Raw genomic sequence first — 17320 nt, 5'->3', positions numbered from 1 at the left:
AGAAAATCATAAATACTATTTACTTTTTTTAGAATCATTGACTAATCTTTTCAGAATAGCCCATTGTTTTAATGCGTCTCTAGCCTCAATTGCAGGATAACCAAGCATTGTTTTCCCCGCTTCAATATCTCCAGCAACACCAGAACCAGCACCAACAATTACACCATCTCCAATCTTTATATGATCTTTTATCGATGCACTTCCGCCAATTATTACACCATTTCCTAATGTAACAGAACCAGCTAATCCACTATTTCCAGCCATAATACAAAAACGACCTAGTTTACTATTATGTCCAATTTGAACTAAGTTGTCAATTTTACATCCGTCCCCAACTACGGTAGAACTAAATTTACCTCTATCAACACAAGAATTAGCACCAATTTCTACACCGTTTCCAATAATTACATTTCCAATTTGAGGAACTTTAACGAGTCCTCTTTCAGAGCAAGGTCGAAATCCAAAACCATCTGCACCAATAGTAGCATTCGGGTGAATAATACAATCATTACCAATATGGCAACGTTCTCTAACAACTGCACCAGACCAAATTATTGTGTTTTTTCCAATAGTACATTCATCTAGAATAGTCACATTAGGATAGAGTATTGTGTTTTCGTGTATAACTACTTTCGGACCTATATAGCAACCAGCACCAATTTTAACACCATTACTAATAACAGCAGTTAAGTCTATAGTTGCTGTGGGGTGAATGTCTACAAGAAATTGAGGAGGAGCAGGCGCAAAAAGTTCAAGTACTTGCGACATTGCCAAATCAGCATTTTTTACTTTTATAAAAGCCCTATTCTCACCAGGTGCTATCGAAATATCTTCATTGACTACTGCAACGCAAGCATTTGAAGTAGCCCATAATTTTTCATATTTTTTATTTCCAATAAAAGATATTTCTGTATTTGAAGCGACTTCAAGTTGTTCAGGGGCAGTAATTTTCTGATTTGTAGTTCCATAAATTGTACCTTTTAGGACATCATTTATTTCTTGTAGCGTATAGGGTTTCATGAGTATATTTTAGGTATTTTTTTCAAATAACGTGTTTTTGTTTTGAAATATGTAATATTTTACAATAATTATTGAGATATGTGAAAAAAAATATTCAAAAGGGTGTTCGCTATTCTTTCTTTTTTTACGCTCTTATTATGAAATAGACTTTTAATAATTTGTCAATTTACACATCAGAATTAAATCTACATTATTCTGTCAGTAGAGTATCAATTAGTTATATGATTTATAGAAAGTAAAAATCCCAAAGCTTAAAAAAACTTTGGGATTCACTTTTGACTCTTGTCAACAAAAGACTATTTTATATTTGCTAACCTATTTTTAATTTCTATTACAAGCAGGATGTGTTACTAAAACACACATATAATTGCAACATACATGATCTGGAACTCCGCAAAAGAAAGAATAACGAGAGTTACAAACCCCATATTCATCTCCAAAAGAATTAGCTCCAATGATTCCTTTTTGTTCTGCCTTTGTTAAAACTTTACCAAATTTTAAAATTTGTTTTTTCATGATTTAAAATATTAAAAATTAATGCTACAGTGAACATTTTAAGACATTCACTTTTCTATGTCTGTTTGTATTTGTTGTAAGTAGGTATTATTTCCTAAAAATAGCTATTATTTTGTTTTAAATCAATGAAACCGATGTTAATTAATAGTAAACATAAAAAAGTCCAAACTCTAAACTAATAGAATTTGGACTTTTATAGTGTGCTTTATTTAATAAAAACAATGATTTTATTCTTCCTCTTTTTGACCCATCATCATTAAATAGGCTTTCAAGAATTTGTCAATATCACCATTCATAACCGCATCAACATCGCTAGTTTCTGCACCTGTGCGTACATCTTTTACTAATTTATAAGGTTGCATTACATAATTACGTATTTGCGAACCCCATTCAATTTTCATTTTCCCAGCTTCAATATCGGCACGTTGTGCTAATTGTTTTTTCAATTCAATTTCATACAATTGCGATTTCAGCATTTGCATCGCACGATTTCTATTGTCATGTTGCGAACGTGTTTCCGAACATTGAATTTGTATTCCTGTTGGTTTATGCACTAATTGAACTTTAGTTTCCACCTTGTTTACATTTTGACCACCAGCACCACTCGAACGAGCAGTTGTAATCTCAATATCAGCAGGATTAATTTCAATTTCAATCGTATCATCTACCAATGGGTATACATATACAGAAGCAAAAGAGGTGTGACGTTTTGCATTACTATCGAAAGGAGAAATACGCACTAATCGGTGTACACCATTTTCACCCTTTAAATAACCAAAAGCAAAATCACCTTCAAATTCGAGTGTAACGGTTTTAATACCTGCAACATCTCCTTCTTGAAAATTCAACTCTTTAATTTTGTAACCTTGTTTTTCGCCCCACATTAAATACATACGCATTAACATAGAAGCCCAGTCACAACTTTCTGTTCCCCCTGCACCAGCAGTTATTTGTAAAACAGCACTCATGCTGTCTCCTTCATCAGAAAGCATGTTTCTAAACTCAATATCCTCTATATGAGTCAGAGTTTTGGCATGCAATTCTTCTACTTCTTCTTCAGATATATCGCCATCTTTCAGGAAATCTAACATGATTTGAAGTTCATCTGTCATATCAACCGCTTTATTGTAATCTTCAACCCATTTCTTTTTAGAACGGAGTTCTCGAACAATAATTTGCGCTTCTCTGGCATTATCCCAAAAATTAGGAGCAAACGTTTTTTCTTCTTCGTTTGTTATTTCAATCTGTTTTCTATCGATGTCAAAGATACCTCCTTAACGCACCAAGGCGATCAATAATATCTTTTACTTGTTCTATATTAAGCATAAATATTGTAGTTTTACGTCACAAAAATAGAACATTACTTTTGATTTTATGGAAATAAATTTAATTAGTGACACCGTAACGAAACCAACTCCTGCAATGTTAGACGTAATGTTTAAAGCAGAAGTAGGTGATGATGTATTTAAGCAAGATCCAACTGTCAATGAACTAGAACGTTACACTGCTAAACTATTTGGTAAAGAAGCGGCTTTGTTTTTTCCAAGTGGAACAATGGCGAATCAAACTGCAATAAAATTACATACACAACCAGCTGACGAAGTAATTTGCGATAAATGGTCGCATATTTTTTTATATGAGGGTGGTGGAGTAGCTGCAAATAGTGGTGTTTCTTGTCATTTAGTAGACGGAGATAGAGGGAAAATTACGGCTCAACAAGTTCGAAATGTTATAAATGATCCAGAATTTTATCATGCTCCAACAACTCGATTAGTGAGTATAGAGAATACTACAAATAAAGGAGGTGGAGCTTGCTATGAATTGGAAGAATTAGAAAAAATTAAAAGAGTTTGCCAGGAACATAATTTGAAATTTCATTTAGATGGAGCTCGATTATGGAATGCAATGGTAGCAAAAAATCAACATCCAAGAGATTTTGGTAATCTCTTCGATACAATTTCTGTTTGTTTGTCTAAAGGATTAGGTGCGCCTGTTGGTTCTGTTTTAGTAGGAAGCGCTGCCGATATAAAGAAAGCAATTAGGATTCGTAAATTATTTGGCGGGAACATGCGTCAAGCTGGATATTTAGCAGCAGCGGGTTTATATGCAATAAAGAATAATGTTGAAAGGCTAGCACAAGATCATCAACGTGCAAAAGAGCTTGGTGAAGTTTTAGTAGGAAAGAAATGGATTGCTTCTGTAGCACCAGTTGAAACAAACATTGTCATTTTTACATTGCAACAAAATATTGATGAGAAAATGTTTGTTGAAAAATTAAAGCAAAAAAGCATCCTTATTACCTCAATGGGACAAGGGAAATTAAGAATGGTTACGCACTTGGATTATAGAGGAGTAATGCATGATTTCGTAATAGACGTACTAAAAAGAATGGAGTTTTAAAGTTGTTAAAACACCATTCTTTTTAATCTTTTTGTAATGACTTGTATCTTGTTTTTGTGACTCATTAAAAACTTTCTCCTGCACCACCACCACTAAAGCCACCACCACCAAAATCCATTGGTGAATCTGTAGTTTGGTCTTCTGTTTGTATTCCAAACTGAGAAGCACTTGCTAATGTTTCAATATTTAATAATGAATTTGATGGTTCAAATCTGTCTGGCAAAAATGTAATACCACTTTCCTTCATTTTTAATTTTCTAATGGCTAGAAAAGCAATACTAAAAAGAATTATTCCTGCTAATGTTAAACTAATTTCTGTAGGCATTATATGATGGTAATAACGTATTGTGAATACTGTAAATGCCATTGTTAGACCACCAATCCATAACATTGGTTTGTTTTTAGTCTTTATACTGTAAAACAAATAAAACAATGGTATTAGAATCGTAAAGCTATAAAATAACCAAGCCATTGGTATTTCTCCTCTAGATGAATTTATTTCATTAGATAGCTCTCTAACTATAAAATAATTCATTGAAAGATAGGTTAAAATTAATCCAAGATTGCTAATTAAAAGAATACCTGCACTATAATAGGGAGTCTTTATTTTTGATGTTATTTTTTTTGAAAAGAGATAAGAACCTATTCCAAAGAAAAAAAGTATAAAAGGTAAAATTTCCGCTCCGTAATGTATATAATCAATAAAAATAAAAAACAATAGTGCTATTACTGAAATATAAGATGCTAAGAGTGATACTAAATGAAGGTATCGAAAATAGCATAGTGTACTTATTGAAAATATTGAAAAACAGAATACCATGTCAGAATTATTGAAGAATAAGATAAGGCCGTTAAAGGCTATTTGCATACCAATAATAAACGAATCGTCTAAACCATTTCCGAAATAATTCTTTGTCCGTACTAAAATGAATTCTGTAGTTAGAAAACCAGTTAAACCAAATATAAAAATTAAGATTGACATACTTGTGTCTGAATCTGAATTAAATGAGTTTAAACCTAAAAAACCGATTGCTCCACATATAGATAAATACAGGATACTTCCTAAAAGGAATAAACAAATTCGAATAAATAGATTATCCTGAGTTTTCAATGCTGTAAAATTGTTTTTTATAGCAGCAACCTGTTCTTGACTGATAAATCCAGAAGTTTCTAGACTTTTTGCTTCATTAACTAAATAAGTATTTTCTAATAACTTTTTGTCGTAACTTATCATAACTTATTGTTTGAATTTTTTTATTGATTTAATGAAGCCTATTATTGAAAGGATGAAATATATTGGTAGTAAAAAAATAAAGAGTTCAAATAAGTTTGAAAAATCTAATCTTTCAAGGAGCATAAATAAAATGATATTTAAACCAATATAACCGTATAAAATGGTAAAAATATAGATAGAAATTGCTTTTATTTTTATACTGGTTTTGATAAAATAATAAGTTGAAAGTAGTAGAAAAATAGCAAAAGGAACTCTATTTGTATAACTTAAAAGATTGCAAATACATGCTAAAGAAATAATATGTAAAGCATAGGTAGTAAAAATTAATTTAAAATGCTTCTTCAAATCAATAGTGTCACAATAGATAGACCAAAGCACTAAAACAGCACCTAATAGTATTGATGGATAACCTAAAGTATTTAAGTTAAATGTGTCCCATTGTAACAACATTTGAGGCTTTACAGTAATGCCAATAAATGCAGCTAAACCAGTAATAGCAATTGTTAAAATACTTTTATTATCAAAATAATAAGCACAACCTAAACCAATCAGGGTTGGAATTAGTGTTGCTAACCCAAATTGATTACCGAAAATAGAATATTGAAATTGAAGATAACCAATAAAAGTGCAAGTTAAAATGTATGCTAATACTATGAGATAATCGAATAAAGAGTTGCTGAAAAAAGTTTCTGTTTTTTGAAAGCGAGGTGCTTTTTGGAAACTCATAAAAAAACAAAAACAGATTATTATAAATAATGCAAGTAATAATGCAATATGCCCAATTGAATCTATGTTTTGATATATTATTATTCCTATTCCTGCTGTAAAGAGAGAAACTGAAAGATATAATAAAGTACGTAATTCATTATGTAGTGAAAAAATAGATAATTTTTTATATGCATCAATTTGATTGCCTTGTTCTCTTGTAATTAATTTTGAATTGATTAGTTCATTTCTAATTTCTTCCTGATGTTTTTTCATTTAAAATCAATGAGTTGTAAAGGTTATAGTATGGTGGAATTTAATTTTTAATAGGTATGCAATTTACAAAAGTTATTTTCAATTTATCATTCAAAAAGAATATACCTACAAAAGTGTATTTCAACGATAAAAAAAGGTTTTAAACGATAATAAATAATGTTTTTACTTTGATTTTCAAATAGATAGTTGTAGCTTTATAATGAATTTAAATCTACTTATTAACTAATAATAATTTGAATTATGTCTAGAATGATTTACGATTACACAAAAGATGTACTTGAAAGAGTAAGTTTTGATCCTGAACTTTTTATGAAAGAATTGAAAAAAGCAATAAAAAAATTACTTCCATATGAGTTAGACCATTTAAAAAAGTGGCTGGTTTATTTTATTAATGAAAATCCAATTTTAAAACCCTGTGTAACAAATATAATGAAACAAGAATTAGCAAATACTTAATAGTATAAGTAAGATATAAAAAAATCGAGCACTAAAATAATTATTTTAGTGCTCGATTTTTTATAAAATATTTTTTATTTTTTTGCTATTTGTGGTTTGATGATAAAATATAGCCCGATAATTATGAAAGGAATACTCAACCATTGTCCTGTTGAAAATAGGCCTAAAGCGCTTTCAAAACCACCTTGACTTTCTTTTACATATTCAACGAAGAAACGAACTGTCCAAAGAGACACTAAGAAAGTTCCAAATAATAAGCCTTGTTTGTTTCTAGCATCTGTTTTCCAATACATATATAGTAGTATTGCAAAAACAAAAACATAACCAAATGCTTCATATAGCTGAGCAGGATGTTTTGGAACTACATCAGCTAATACTGTTGAGAATTCTGAGTTATTCTGAATAGCCTTGTATGCATCATTAGAATTTTGAATTCCTGTTTTTTCAAAAGCTTGTCTTGGAGAATACCAATCTCTAATGAATTTTATTCCAAAAGGAGAGTTTGTTTCTGTTCCAACAATTTCTGAGTTAAAAAAGTTACCTAAACGAACAAAAATAGCACCACTTGCTACGGGAATAACTATTCTATCGAGTATCCATAATAGCGGTTTGTCTATAATTTTTTTACGTTTAATAATTATCATTGCAATTACTATTACTATAGCAGCTCCGTGACTTGCTAAACCTGCAAATCCAGTAAATTCCCAACCTTCAATAAACCCAAATAGTGTTGATTGTGCATTTTCTCTTATTGGAAGAAGAATTTCTAATTTATGATCTTTAAAATAATCCCAATCATAGAAAAAAACATGTCCCAATCTAGCACCAAGTAAAGTTGCTATAACGGTGTAAACAAAAATATTATCAAGTTTTTCAATTGGTAAATTATCTCTCTTAAATATAGGTTTCATTATATACCATCCTAAACCGAAAGCAACCACAAACATTAAACTATAATAACGAATCATAAAAAAACCTAAATCTATTCCTTCCGAAGGATTCCAAACCATGTTTAATGTGTAATGCATAATTTACTATTTTGTTTATTGGGCTTAAAATTAAAGAATATAATTGGTATAGATGTTAAAATTAATTTAAGATATAGTGTCAAGTTTTAAGGGACAGGGTCATAGCCACTTTTTCCCCACGGATGACAACTTAGTATTCGTTTTATAGCTAACCAACCCCCTTTAAAAATGCCATGTTTCTTTAGGGCTTCAACGGTATAATGTGAACATGTTGGTTCAAACCTACATGCTGCTGGTGTGTATGGAGAAATGGCTACTTGATAAAAACGAACTAAAATTATAAAAGGAAAAGCAAGTATTTTGACTATTTGTTTTATCATTTCTTTGTTCTATCTGTAGATATTATTAATCACTAATTAACACTAAAACCAGTTCCTTCTTTTCCGTCTTTTAGCTGAATACCTAATGCTAATAAACGATCTCTAATTTCGTCTGATAAAGCCCAGTTTTTGTTTGCTCTAGCTTCATCTCTCATTTCAATTAGCATATGAACAACACCTTCTAGTTTTGAGCTATTGTTGTTTTCATTATTAGTTTCAATTTTAATACCTAAAACATCGGTTAAGAATATACGAATAGTATCTGATAGTAATGTAATATCTATTTCTGTGAGTGACTCTTTTTTGTCATTAACAAGGTTTATAAAACGTATACCTTCAAATAATTGAGCTAATAATATAGGAGTATTAAAATCATCGTTCATTGCATCGTAGCAACTTTCTCTCCATTTGGTAATATCTAGTGTAGAAGTACTACTCGGTAGTAAATTTTTAGCAATTTTAAGTCCTTCAACAAAACGATTAAAACCTTTTTCACTGGCAAGCATTGCTTCATTAGAAATGTCTAAGACACTTCTGTAATGTGCTTGGAGAAAAGAGAAACGAACAATACTAGGACTAAAAGCTTTTTCAAAGAAATCGTTTTTACCTTCAATTAATTCCATTGGTAAAATATAGTTACCAGTAGATTTACTCATTCTCAATCCGTTCATGGTGAGCATGTTGGTGTGCATCCAATAGTTAACAGGAGATTCACCATTACATGCTTTCCCTTGTGCTACTTCACATTCATGATGAGGAAATTTTAAGTCCATTCCTCCGCCATGAATATCAAATTTTTCACCTAAGTATTTTGTACTCATTGCAGTACATTCAAGATGCCAACCAGGAAAACCTTCACCCCAAGGAGAGTTCCATCTCATGATATGTGCAGGAGAAGCATTTTTCCATAGTGCGAAATCTTGAGGATTTTTCTTTTCACTCTGACCGTCTAAATCTCGGGTATTAGTGAATAATTCTTCAATATTACGATTACTTAATTCTCCATAATTTAAACCTCTTTTGTTATACTCTAAAACATCAAAATACACAGAACCTTTGCTTTCATATGCAAAACCAGTTGCAACTAGTTTTTCAATTAATTCAATCTGTTCAATAATGTGTCCAGTTGCTGTAGGTTCAATCGTTGGAGGTAGAAAATTAAAAGTATCCAATACCTTATGAAAATCTACAGTATATTTCTGTACAATTTCCATAGGTTCTAATTTTTCTAATCGAGATTGTTTAACAAATCTGTCATTTTCAACATTACCGTCATCCGTTAAATGTCCAGCATCCGTTATATTTCTAACATAACGAATTTGATAGCCAATATGTTTTAGATATCTGTAAATAACATCAAAACTCATAAAAGTTCTCACATTTCCAAGATGAACATTACTATAAACCGTTGGTCCACAAACATACATTCCTATATGTCCTTCATGGATAGGTTTGAAAGTTTCTTTTTCACCACTAGTGGTGTTGTATAATTTGAGGCTTTGGTTTTTGTATAATTGCATGTTGTTGTTTTTGTTGTTTTGAAGCTATTTCCTGCTATTCGCTTTATCTTTTATAGCGTAAAATTTCGCAAGCTACATTTGTACTCTATAAAAGGATGCCGCTACTATCAGGGCTATGAAAATAAATTGTTAAAATTTAGTATCAAGTTTGATATAATCTAAAAACTCTCTCCTAGTTTTATCCTCTTTAAATTTACCACCAAATTCAGCAGTTACAGTACTACTTTCAATGTCTTTAATTCCTCTTGAATTAACACATAAATGTTTTGCGTCAATAACACAAGCTACATCTTCTGTTCCAAGAACTTGTTGCAATTCTTGAACAATTTGAATATTTAAACGTTCTTGTACTTGTGGTCTTTTTGCAAAATAATCAACAATTCTGTTCATTTTTGAAAGTCCAACAACAGTTCCGTTAGATATATATGCAACGTGAGCTCTTCCTACAATAGGTAATAAATGGTGCTCACAAGTTGAATAAACAACGATGTTTTTTTCAACAAGCATCTCATTATATTTATATTTATTGTCAAAGGTTGAAGAACTTGGTTTTTTATCAGGATTTAAACCACCAAAAATTTCTTTTACAAACATTTTAGCAACTCTATTTGGGGTTCCTTTCAAACTATCATCAGTAAGATCCATCCCAAGAGTGGTTAAAATACTTTCAACATCTTTTTTTATACTTTCAATTTTTTCATCATCGGATAAATTAAAAGCATCTTTTCTTAAAGGAGTTTCTGCACTAGTTGCAATATGATTATCACCTATTTCTTCTTGAAAATCGTCTTTATTAATCATTATAATTATTATGTTATAGCATTTTTTTAATAGGGGCAAAGATAAATCAATTAAATTAAAAAAAATGGGATTAACATTAATTATTGGTGAAAATATTAGTATAGAACTATTATTTTGTTAAATTTGTTAGCTACTATTATAAATTAACAATATAAATATAAATAATGAAAAGAATATTATACTTATTTTTATTAATTATCACTTTTAATAATATTTATTCACAATCCCCTACATGTGATACGGCTTCGGCTATTTGTTCGGGAAGTGTTGCGCCATTTCCAAACTCAACAGGTGTCGCAAGTTTGGGAACTATAGGATGTTTAAATACTACTCCTAATCCTGCATGGTTTTACTTTCAAGTAGGAACCTCGGGAAATTTTAATTTTTCTTTGCATCAAGGAAATAATGCACCAGCATATAATAATCAAGATGTTGATTTTATTGTTTGGGGACCTTTTACAGGACCTAACTGTACAGATTTGTTTGAATATAGTCCAGGCGCTACTGTAAATAACATTGCAGCATGTAGTTATTCGGTTTCGGCTGTAGAAAATTTTTCATTAAACGGCGTGAATGCAGGTGAGTTTTATGTGTTATTGGTAACAAATTTTTCAAATAACCCGGGTTTTATCCAATTAGATTTATTAAATAGTTCTACTGCAACAACAGATTGTGATATTGTTTGTGGTGTCGACCTTGGTCCTGACCAATTATTTTGTTCGTCAACTATTACTAGTACAACATTAACAGCAACATTCAATCAAGCGCCAACAACTCCAGGTACACCAACCTATGAGTGGTATCTTGGAACACCTGCTGTTTTGCAAACTACAACAACAACAAATAGTTTAACAGTAAGTCAATCTGGAACTTGGGAAGTAAGGGTTACTAGACCTGGTTGTTCTGATGTTGCAACTGATCAAGTAGATGTTTATTTTTCTTCACCCCCAGTTCTTAATACGCCTCCAGACCTCATTGGAGCGATGAACGATTGTGCCCCTGTTTATGATTTAACTTCTGTTATACCAGCTATGGTCGCTCCAGAGAATCCAGCAGACTTTAATGTTAGTTTCTATTTGGATCTTTTTGATTCTTTTTCTGGTGGAACAACGGTTCCTACATATATAGCTAATCCAACAGCATATACACCAAATCCACTTGCAGATACTACTATATATGTACGTGTGGAAGATGTAAATAACAGTGCATGTGCTGAGTTTATAGAGTTTCAGGTTATTATAAATTGTGGTGTGATTATTGTCCAACCATCCGATATGGTTGTTTGTGATGACCCTAGTAATGATGATTTTGAAATTTTTGATTTAACTTCTCAAGATGCTACAGTAATAGGAAGTAATAATCCTGCTCTTTATGATATTACTTATTATACCTCACAAGCAGGAGCAGATGATTATACTGTTACTACTACAGATGCAGCTACACCTTACGCAGCTTTTAATGGTACAAATCAAGTGATTTATGTTAGAATTCAAGAAATTGCTGATCCAACAGTTTATAATACGACGACCTTTAATTTAGTTGTAACGCCTACACCAGTTTTAACGAGTTTAAGTGGAACTGGACCAATTTGTGCAGGCGAAGATGCTATTTTCACGCTAGTTGGTACTGCTAATGCTACGGTTACTTATACTTTAGATGGTGGAAGTACAACGGATACTGTTGTTTTGGATGCTTCTGGAAACGGAACAGTTACAGTAGTAGGTGCAATGATTAATCAAATGATTGAATTATCATCTATTTCCGTAGGAAGTTGTGTTACTCCATTAACAAATACAGCAACGATTACAGTTAATCCATTACCAGCAATAACGAGTTTAACGACTAATAGTCCGATTTGTGCAGGTGAAGATGCTATTTTTACTATAGTTGGAACGCCCGATGCAGTTGTAGATTATACTTTAAATACGGTTGCACAAAGTATCAATTTAGACGCTTTAGGAAATGGAACAATAACAGTTACAGCAGCTACAGTTGACCAAACAGTTGCGTTAACATTAATTACCAATCCAACAACTACTTGTTCATTAGTAGTAACAGATACAGCAACAATAACTGTTAACCCGTTGCCAACAGTAACAAGTTTAACGACAAACAGTCCAATTTGTGCAGGTGAAGATGCTATTTTTACGATAGTTGGAACGCCTGACGGAGTTGTTGATTATACCGATAATACAGGTGCTCAAAGTATTACTTTAGATGCTTCTGGAAACGGAGTTGTTACTATAATTGGAGCGCTAGTAGATCAAACGATTACTTTATCGTTAATTACAAACCCAGCAACTACTTGTTCATCAGTAGTAACAAATACAGCAATAATTACGGTAAATCCATTGCCTGTTTTAACAAGTTTAAGTGGAAACGGACCGATTTGTGCAGGCGAAGATGCTATTTTTACAGTAGTTGGAACGCCTGATGCAGTTGTTGATTATACTTTAAATACAGTTGCTCAAAGTATTACTTTAGATGCTTTAGGAAATGGAACAATAATAGTTACAGCAGCTGCAGTAGATCAAACAGTTGCGTTAACATTAATTACCAATCCAACAACTACTTGTTCATTAGTAGTAACAGATACAGCAACAATAACTGTTAACCCGTTGCCAACAGTAACAAGTTTAACGACAAATAGTCCAATTTGTGCAGGCGAAGATGCTGTTTTCACGATAGTTGGAACGCCCGATGCAGTTGTTGATTATACTGATAATATTGGTGCAAAAAGTATTACTTTAGATGGCTCTGGAAACGGAGTTGTTACTATAGTTGGAGCGCTAGTAGACCAAACAATTACTTTATCATTAATTACAAACCCAACGACTACATGTTCTTCAGTAGTAACTGATGCAACAACTATAACAGTAGTTCTGTTGCCAGTTTTAACGAGTTTAAGTGGGAACGGACCAATTTGTGCGGGCGAAGATGCTATTTTTACGCTAGATGGTACTGCTAACGCTACCGTTACTTATACTTTAGATGGAGGAACTACAACGGATACTGTTATTTTGGATGCTTCTGGAAACGGAACAGTTACAGTAGTAGGAGCAATGATTAATCAAATGATTGAATTATCATCTATTTCAGTAGGAAGTTGTGTTAGTTCATTAACAGATACAGAAACAATAATTGTAAATCCATTACCAACAATAACAAGTTTAACGACTAATGGTCCAATTTGTGCAGGCGAAGATGCTATTTTTACTATAGTTGGAACGCCCGATGCAGTTGTAGATTATACTTTAAATACGGTTGCTCAAAGTATCACTTTAGATGCTTTAGGAAATGGAACAATAACAGTTACAGTAGCTACAGTTGATCAAACAGTTGCGTTAACATTAATTACAAATCCAACAACTACTTGTTCCTCAGTAGTAACAGATACAGCAACAATAACTGTAAATCCATTACCAACAGTAACAAGTTTAACGACAAACAGTCCAATTTGCGAAGGCGAAGATGCTATTTTCACGCTAGTTGGAACACCTGATGCAGTTGTTGATTATACCGATAATACAGGTGCTCAAAGTATTACTTTAGATGCTTCTGGAAACGGAGTTGTTACTATAGTTGGAGCGCTAGTAGATCAAACGATTACTTTATCGTTAATTACAAACCCAACAACTACTTGTTCATCAGTAGTAACAAATACGGCTACAATTACGGTAAATCCACTGCCTGTTTTAACAAGTTTAAGTGGAAACGGACCTATTTGTGCAGGATCGGATGCTATTTTTACTATAGTTGGAACGCCAGATGCAGTTGTAGATTATACTTTAAATACGGTTGCTCAAAGTATCACTTTAGATGCTTTAGGAAATGGAACAATAACAGTTACAGCAGCTACAGTAGATCAGACGATTGGATTAACATTAATTACAAATCCAACAACTACTTGTTCATTAGTAGTAACAGATACAGCAACAATAACTGTAAATCCGTTGCCAACGGTAACAAGTTTAACGACTAACAGTCCAATTTGCGAAGGCGAAGATGCTATTTTTACGATAGTTGGAACGCCTGATGCTACAGTGAGTTATACCATTACAGGAGTTGTAGCTACACAAACAGTTCTTCTAGATGCTTCTGGGAATGGAATAATAACAGTAACAGCAGCAACAACAGATCAGACTGTTACATTATCATTTATCGAAAACACAACAACAAATTGTATTTCGCCATTAACCAATACAGCAACGATTGTAGTTAATGCGATTCCAGATGTTACAAGTGTAATAGGAAACGGACCAATTTGTGAGAATGAAGATGCTATTTTCACGATAGTTGGAACGCCAAATGCTACAGTTAGTTATGCAATAACAGGAGTTGCAACAACTCAGACGATTGTTTTAGATGCTTCTGGAAATGGCATAATAACAGTTGCAGGAGCAATGGCTACGCAGACGATTAATTTGATAGATATTTTTATAGGAAGCTGTTTAAGAAACTTAAGTAATTCAGCAACAGTAGTGGTTAATCCATTACCTAATGTTACAAGTATAACCAACAATGGTCCAATTTGTTCTGCTACAAATGCTGTGTTTACTATTACAGGAACACCAGGGTCGCAAGTTAGTTATACAGGAGTTTCAGGTTTACCTGCTAGTCCAGTTACGTTGAGTGCTTCAGGATCAGCAACGGTAATGGTGGCTAATGCTACTACAAACCAAACAATAAACTTAACGTTGGTAACTAATCCAACGACAAGTTGTAATAGTGCATTAACAATGACATCAACAGTTGTTATTTCAGCAGCAACGACATTAACATTGATTTCTGATGTAGCGACAGAGAACCAAACAATTTGTGAGAACTTTTCATTAAGTTCGATCAACTATCAAGTTTTAGGAACAGCAACGAATGTAGTTGTTACAGGTTTACCAACAGGAGTAACAAGTTCTTATAATGCAGTAACAGGAGTTGCAAGCATAAGCGGAACGCCAAGTGCTCCAGGAGTTTATCCTTATACAATAACAACAACAGGAGGTTGTGCACCACAAGCGACAGATAATGGAGTGATAACAGTTACTATTGCCCCAACAGTTACTATTGTGAATAACACGCCAACGATTTGCGATGGAGAGGCTATGGATGTAACAATAACATCAGATGTTCCAGGAGCAACAATTTATTGGACAGCTTCAGCACAAGGAATAAATGAAATTATTTCAGGAAATGGAGTAGGGCCAATTGTCTTAAATCAAAACCTTACATTACAAACAGGGCAGTTTTTACCAGTAGATTTAGTAGTTACAACTTATGGTGTTGCTGATTGTATTGGACAAACTCAAACTTTTACGGTTCGAATTAATCCAATTCCATCGGTTGATTATACTGTTATTGATGATTCGATATGTTCAGGAGAAACGACACAAATTAGTTTGTTTTCAGATGATTATCCAGGAGCAAGTTTTAGTTGGACTTCAGAAGTTGTTTCAGGAGGAACAGTTTCTGGAATGAGTAATGGTTCAGGATCAATGATTACAGATACTTTAACGACTGCAAATTTAACGGCTTCAACGGTTGTGTATCATGTAACTCCAACAATGGGTATTTGTGCAGGAACGGTTGTTGATATTACAATTACAGTAAATCCAGTACCGGTTGATGATTTAACATTCTCGGGTTCTATAAACGCAATTTGTAGTGGAGAGATGCCTAATGTTACGGTAGCATCAGGAAACAACAATGTAGTTTACGAGTGGAGTGTTCAGTTGAATGGAGTAGCGGTAACAGGAGGAGTTACAAGTGGTGTTTCTACAAGTAATATTCACTTGATAGATCATGTTTTAACCACTACAGGATTGGTAGCAGGAACGGCAGTTTATACCTTTACACCAAGATTAGGAGATTGTTTAGGAGTGCCAAGACAGTATACTCAAATTGTAAACCCATTACCGCAACCTGTATTGTTAGATGGTTCAATTTGTGTTGAATTATCAACAGGTTTAGTATTCCAAAGTCATCATTTAGATTCAGGAATACCAAATACTGCAAATTATGATTTCAATTGGTATTTCAATGGAGCACCAATTCCAACAGCAACACAAAGTACCTATGATGCTACAGAAGCTGGATCTTATTATGTAGAGGTTCAAAACATAACTACAGGGTGTTCGAATACATCAAATACAATAACAGTAAACGAGATCAATAACGCTACAGATTTCACCTATACAGTAACAAATGCATTTACAGATAATGCAACAATAACAATAACAGTAATAGACGGAAATGGAAGTCTTTTATATCAATTAGATGATCGAGATCTTCAAGATTCGAATGTATTTACAGGAGTAAGTGCAGGAGAACATATTGTTACAGTAGTAGATGAAAAAGGTTGTACTTATCTAGAAAAGAGTATTTTAGTAGTTGATTATCCTAAGTTCTTTACACCAAATGGAGATGGGTATAATGAAACTTGGAATATTTTTTCATTAAGAGGTCAATCTAACACAAAAATTTATATCTTTGACCGATACGGTAAATTGATCAAACAAATCAGCCCGGAAAGCCAAGGTTGGGATGGTACCTTTAACGGTAAACAATTACCTTCAGCAGATTACTGGTTCACAGTAGAGTATGAAGAAAACCAACAAAAGAAAGTATTTAAAGCACATTTTTCATTAAAACGATAATGGATAAAATATAATTTTAAAAAAGCTTCACATTATTTGTGAAGCTTTTTTTTGTCCAGTCCCTAAAAGGAATGCGTAAAAAAGTAGCTCCAATGGAAAAACGTAAAGAAACACGTTATGTGAAAAGGAATATAAAATGACTACTCAATGTCCTTTAAATTACAAATTGTTTAAGAAATCGAATGAGGTCAACTTACAGTTAAAGAATTTACAAAGACACTTGGTATTCAAAATAGATTAACTGTTGTTAAGTGGTTCAAAAAAACTGTGACTTCGATTGGTAAAATCGAACACCATTTATTATATGAAAAAGCACCCAAATAATTAGCTATTTTAAATAAAAGAACAAAAAAAATAGTGTTTTATTGTAATTTGTTCGATATAAACAGCCTTA

12 protein-coding genes are annotated in these 17320 nt (G+C 32.6%); 3 read left to right on the top strand and 9 right to left on the bottom strand.

The genetic code is table 11. The annotated features are described in order from the left end of the window. Nucleotides 1-15: 15 nt before the first annotated feature. The 3 genes from lpxD to prfB form a co-directional block, all read right to left on the bottom strand. Nucleotides 16-1020 carry a UDP-3-O-(3-hydroxymyristoyl)glucosamine N-acyltransferase gene (lpxD, locus tag L2Z92_RS20700; protein WP_236456672.1) on the bottom strand — a complete coding sequence of 335 codons (1005 nt, stop codon included), beginning with the start codon at nt 1018-1020 and terminating at the stop codon, nt 16-18. A gap of 321 nt (nt 1021-1341) precedes the next feature. Beyond that, nucleotides 1342-1536, bottom strand: coding sequence for a hypothetical protein (locus tag L2Z92_RS20695; RefSeq protein ID WP_236456671.1), 195 nt, complete (start codon nt 1534-1536; stop codon nt 1342-1344). A gap of 227 nt (nt 1537-1763) precedes the next feature. Further along, a protein-coding gene (gene prfB, locus L2Z92_RS20690) for a peptide chain release factor 2 (RefSeq protein ID WP_236456670.1) occupies nt 1764-2862 on the bottom strand; the annotation gives its coding sequence in 2 pieces (ribosomal slippage) (nt 1764-2798 and nt 2800-2862; 1098 coding nt in all). 48 nt (nt 2863-2910) lie between these two features. Between prfB and L2Z92_RS20685 the strand changes: the two genes are divergently transcribed. Continuing rightward, the gene (locus L2Z92_RS20685; protein ID WP_236456669.1) at nt 2911-3936 is read left to right on the top strand and encodes a threonine aldolase family protein; all 1026 of its coding nucleotides are present in this window, start codon (nt 2911-2913) and stop codon (nt 3934-3936) included. Nucleotides 3937-4000: 64 nt separating this feature from the next. Here the strand turns inward: L2Z92_RS20685 and L2Z92_RS20680 are convergent, their stop codons facing one another. Next, complete coding sequence (locus L2Z92_RS20680) at nt 4001-5170, bottom strand: hypothetical protein (protein WP_236456668.1); 1170 nt, start codon at nt 5168-5170, stop codon at nt 4001-4003. 3 nt (nt 5171-5173) lie between these two features. Next, nucleotides 5174-6151, bottom strand: coding sequence for a DUF2157 domain-containing protein (locus L2Z92_RS20675; protein WP_236456667.1), 978 nt, complete (start codon nt 6149-6151; stop codon nt 5174-5176). Nucleotides 6152-6391: 240 nt separating this feature from the next. Between L2Z92_RS20675 and L2Z92_RS20670 the strand changes: the two genes are divergently transcribed. Beyond that, the gene (locus L2Z92_RS20670) at nt 6392-6607 is read left to right on the top strand and encodes a hypothetical protein (RefSeq protein WP_236456666.1); all 216 of its coding nucleotides are present in this window, start codon (nt 6392-6394) and stop codon (nt 6605-6607) included. 74 nt (nt 6608-6681) lie between these two features. Here the strand turns inward: L2Z92_RS20670 and lgt are convergent, their stop codons facing one another. The 4 genes from lgt to folE form a co-directional block, all read right to left on the bottom strand. Next, nucleotides 6682-7635 (bottom strand): prolipoprotein diacylglyceryl transferase, encoded by a 954-nt coding sequence (gene lgt / locus L2Z92_RS20665; protein WP_236456665.1) that lies wholly within the window; start codon nt 7633-7635, stop codon nt 6682-6684. Between the two features lie 86 nt (nt 7636-7721). Beyond that, complete coding sequence (yidD, locus tag L2Z92_RS20660) at nt 7722-7955, bottom strand: membrane protein insertion efficiency factor YidD (RefSeq protein ID WP_236456664.1); 234 nt, start codon at nt 7953-7955, stop codon at nt 7722-7724. 32 nt (nt 7956-7987) lie between these two features. Beyond that, a complete protein-coding gene (gene cysS, locus L2Z92_RS20655; protein WP_236456663.1) occupies nt 7988-9475 on the bottom strand; it encodes a cysteine--tRNA ligase in 1488 nt (495 codons plus the stop codon). 129 nt (nt 9476-9604) lie between these two features. Next, entirely contained in the window at nt 9605-10276 is a 672-nt protein-coding gene (folE, locus tag L2Z92_RS20650; protein ID WP_236456662.1) for a GTP cyclohydrolase I FolE, read from the bottom strand. Between the two features lie 164 nt (nt 10277-10440). Here folE and L2Z92_RS20645 point away from each other — a divergent pair, with 164 nt between their 5' ends. Next, a complete protein-coding gene (locus L2Z92_RS20645; RefSeq protein WP_236456661.1) occupies nt 10441-16926 on the top strand; it encodes a T9SS type B sorting domain-containing protein in 6486 nt (2161 codons plus the stop codon). Nucleotides 16927-17320 lie beyond the last annotated feature (394 nt).

It is taken from the genome of Flavobacterium jumunjinense, from assembly GCF_021650975.2.
Lineage (GTDB): Bacteria > Bacteroidota > Bacteroidia > Flavobacteriales > Flavobacteriaceae > Flavobacterium > Flavobacterium jumunjinense.
The sequence above is the reverse complement of the archived record's forward strand: the minus strand, read 5'-3'. Positions and strand labels throughout refer to the sequence as shown.

Excerpts from the sequence above, each read along its gene's own strand:
- lpxD (WP_236456672.1), bottom strand. The coding sequence starts at position 1,020 with ATGAAACCCTATACGCTACAAGAAATAAATGATGTCCTAAAAGGTACA.
- L2Z92_RS20695 (WP_236456671.1), bottom strand. The coding sequence starts at position 1,536 with ATGAAAAAACAAATTTTAAAATTTGGTAAAGTTTTAACAAAGGCAGAA.
- L2Z92_RS20685 (WP_236456669.1), top strand. The coding sequence starts at position 2,911 with ATGGAAATAAATTTAATTAGTGACACCGTAACGAAACCAACTCCTGCA.
- L2Z92_RS20680 (WP_236456668.1), bottom strand. The coding sequence starts at position 5,170 with ATGATAAGTTACGACAAAAAGTTATTAGAAAATACTTATTTAGTTAAT.
- L2Z92_RS20675 (WP_236456667.1), bottom strand. The coding sequence starts at position 6,151 with ATGAAAAAACATCAGGAAGAAATTAGAAATGAACTAATCAATTCAAAA.
- L2Z92_RS20670 (WP_236456666.1), top strand. The coding sequence starts at position 6,392 with ATGTCTAGAATGATTTACGATTACACAAAAGATGTACTTGAAAGAGTA.
- lgt (WP_236456665.1), bottom strand. The coding sequence starts at position 7,635 with ATGCATTACACATTAAACATGGTTTGGAATCCTTCGGAAGGAATAGAT.
- yidD (WP_236456664.1), bottom strand. The coding sequence starts at position 7,955 with ATGATAAAACAAATAGTCAAAATACTTGCTTTTCCTTTTATAATTTTA.
- cysS (WP_236456663.1), bottom strand. The coding sequence starts at position 9,475 with ATGCAATTATACAAAAACCAAAGCCTCAAATTATACAACACCACTAGT.
- folE (WP_236456662.1), bottom strand. The coding sequence starts at position 10,276 with ATGATTAATAAAGACGATTTTCAAGAAGAAATAGGTGATAATCATATT.
- L2Z92_RS20645 (WP_236456661.1), top strand. The coding sequence starts at position 10,441 with ATGAAAAGAATATTATACTTATTTTTATTAATTATCACTTTTAATAAT.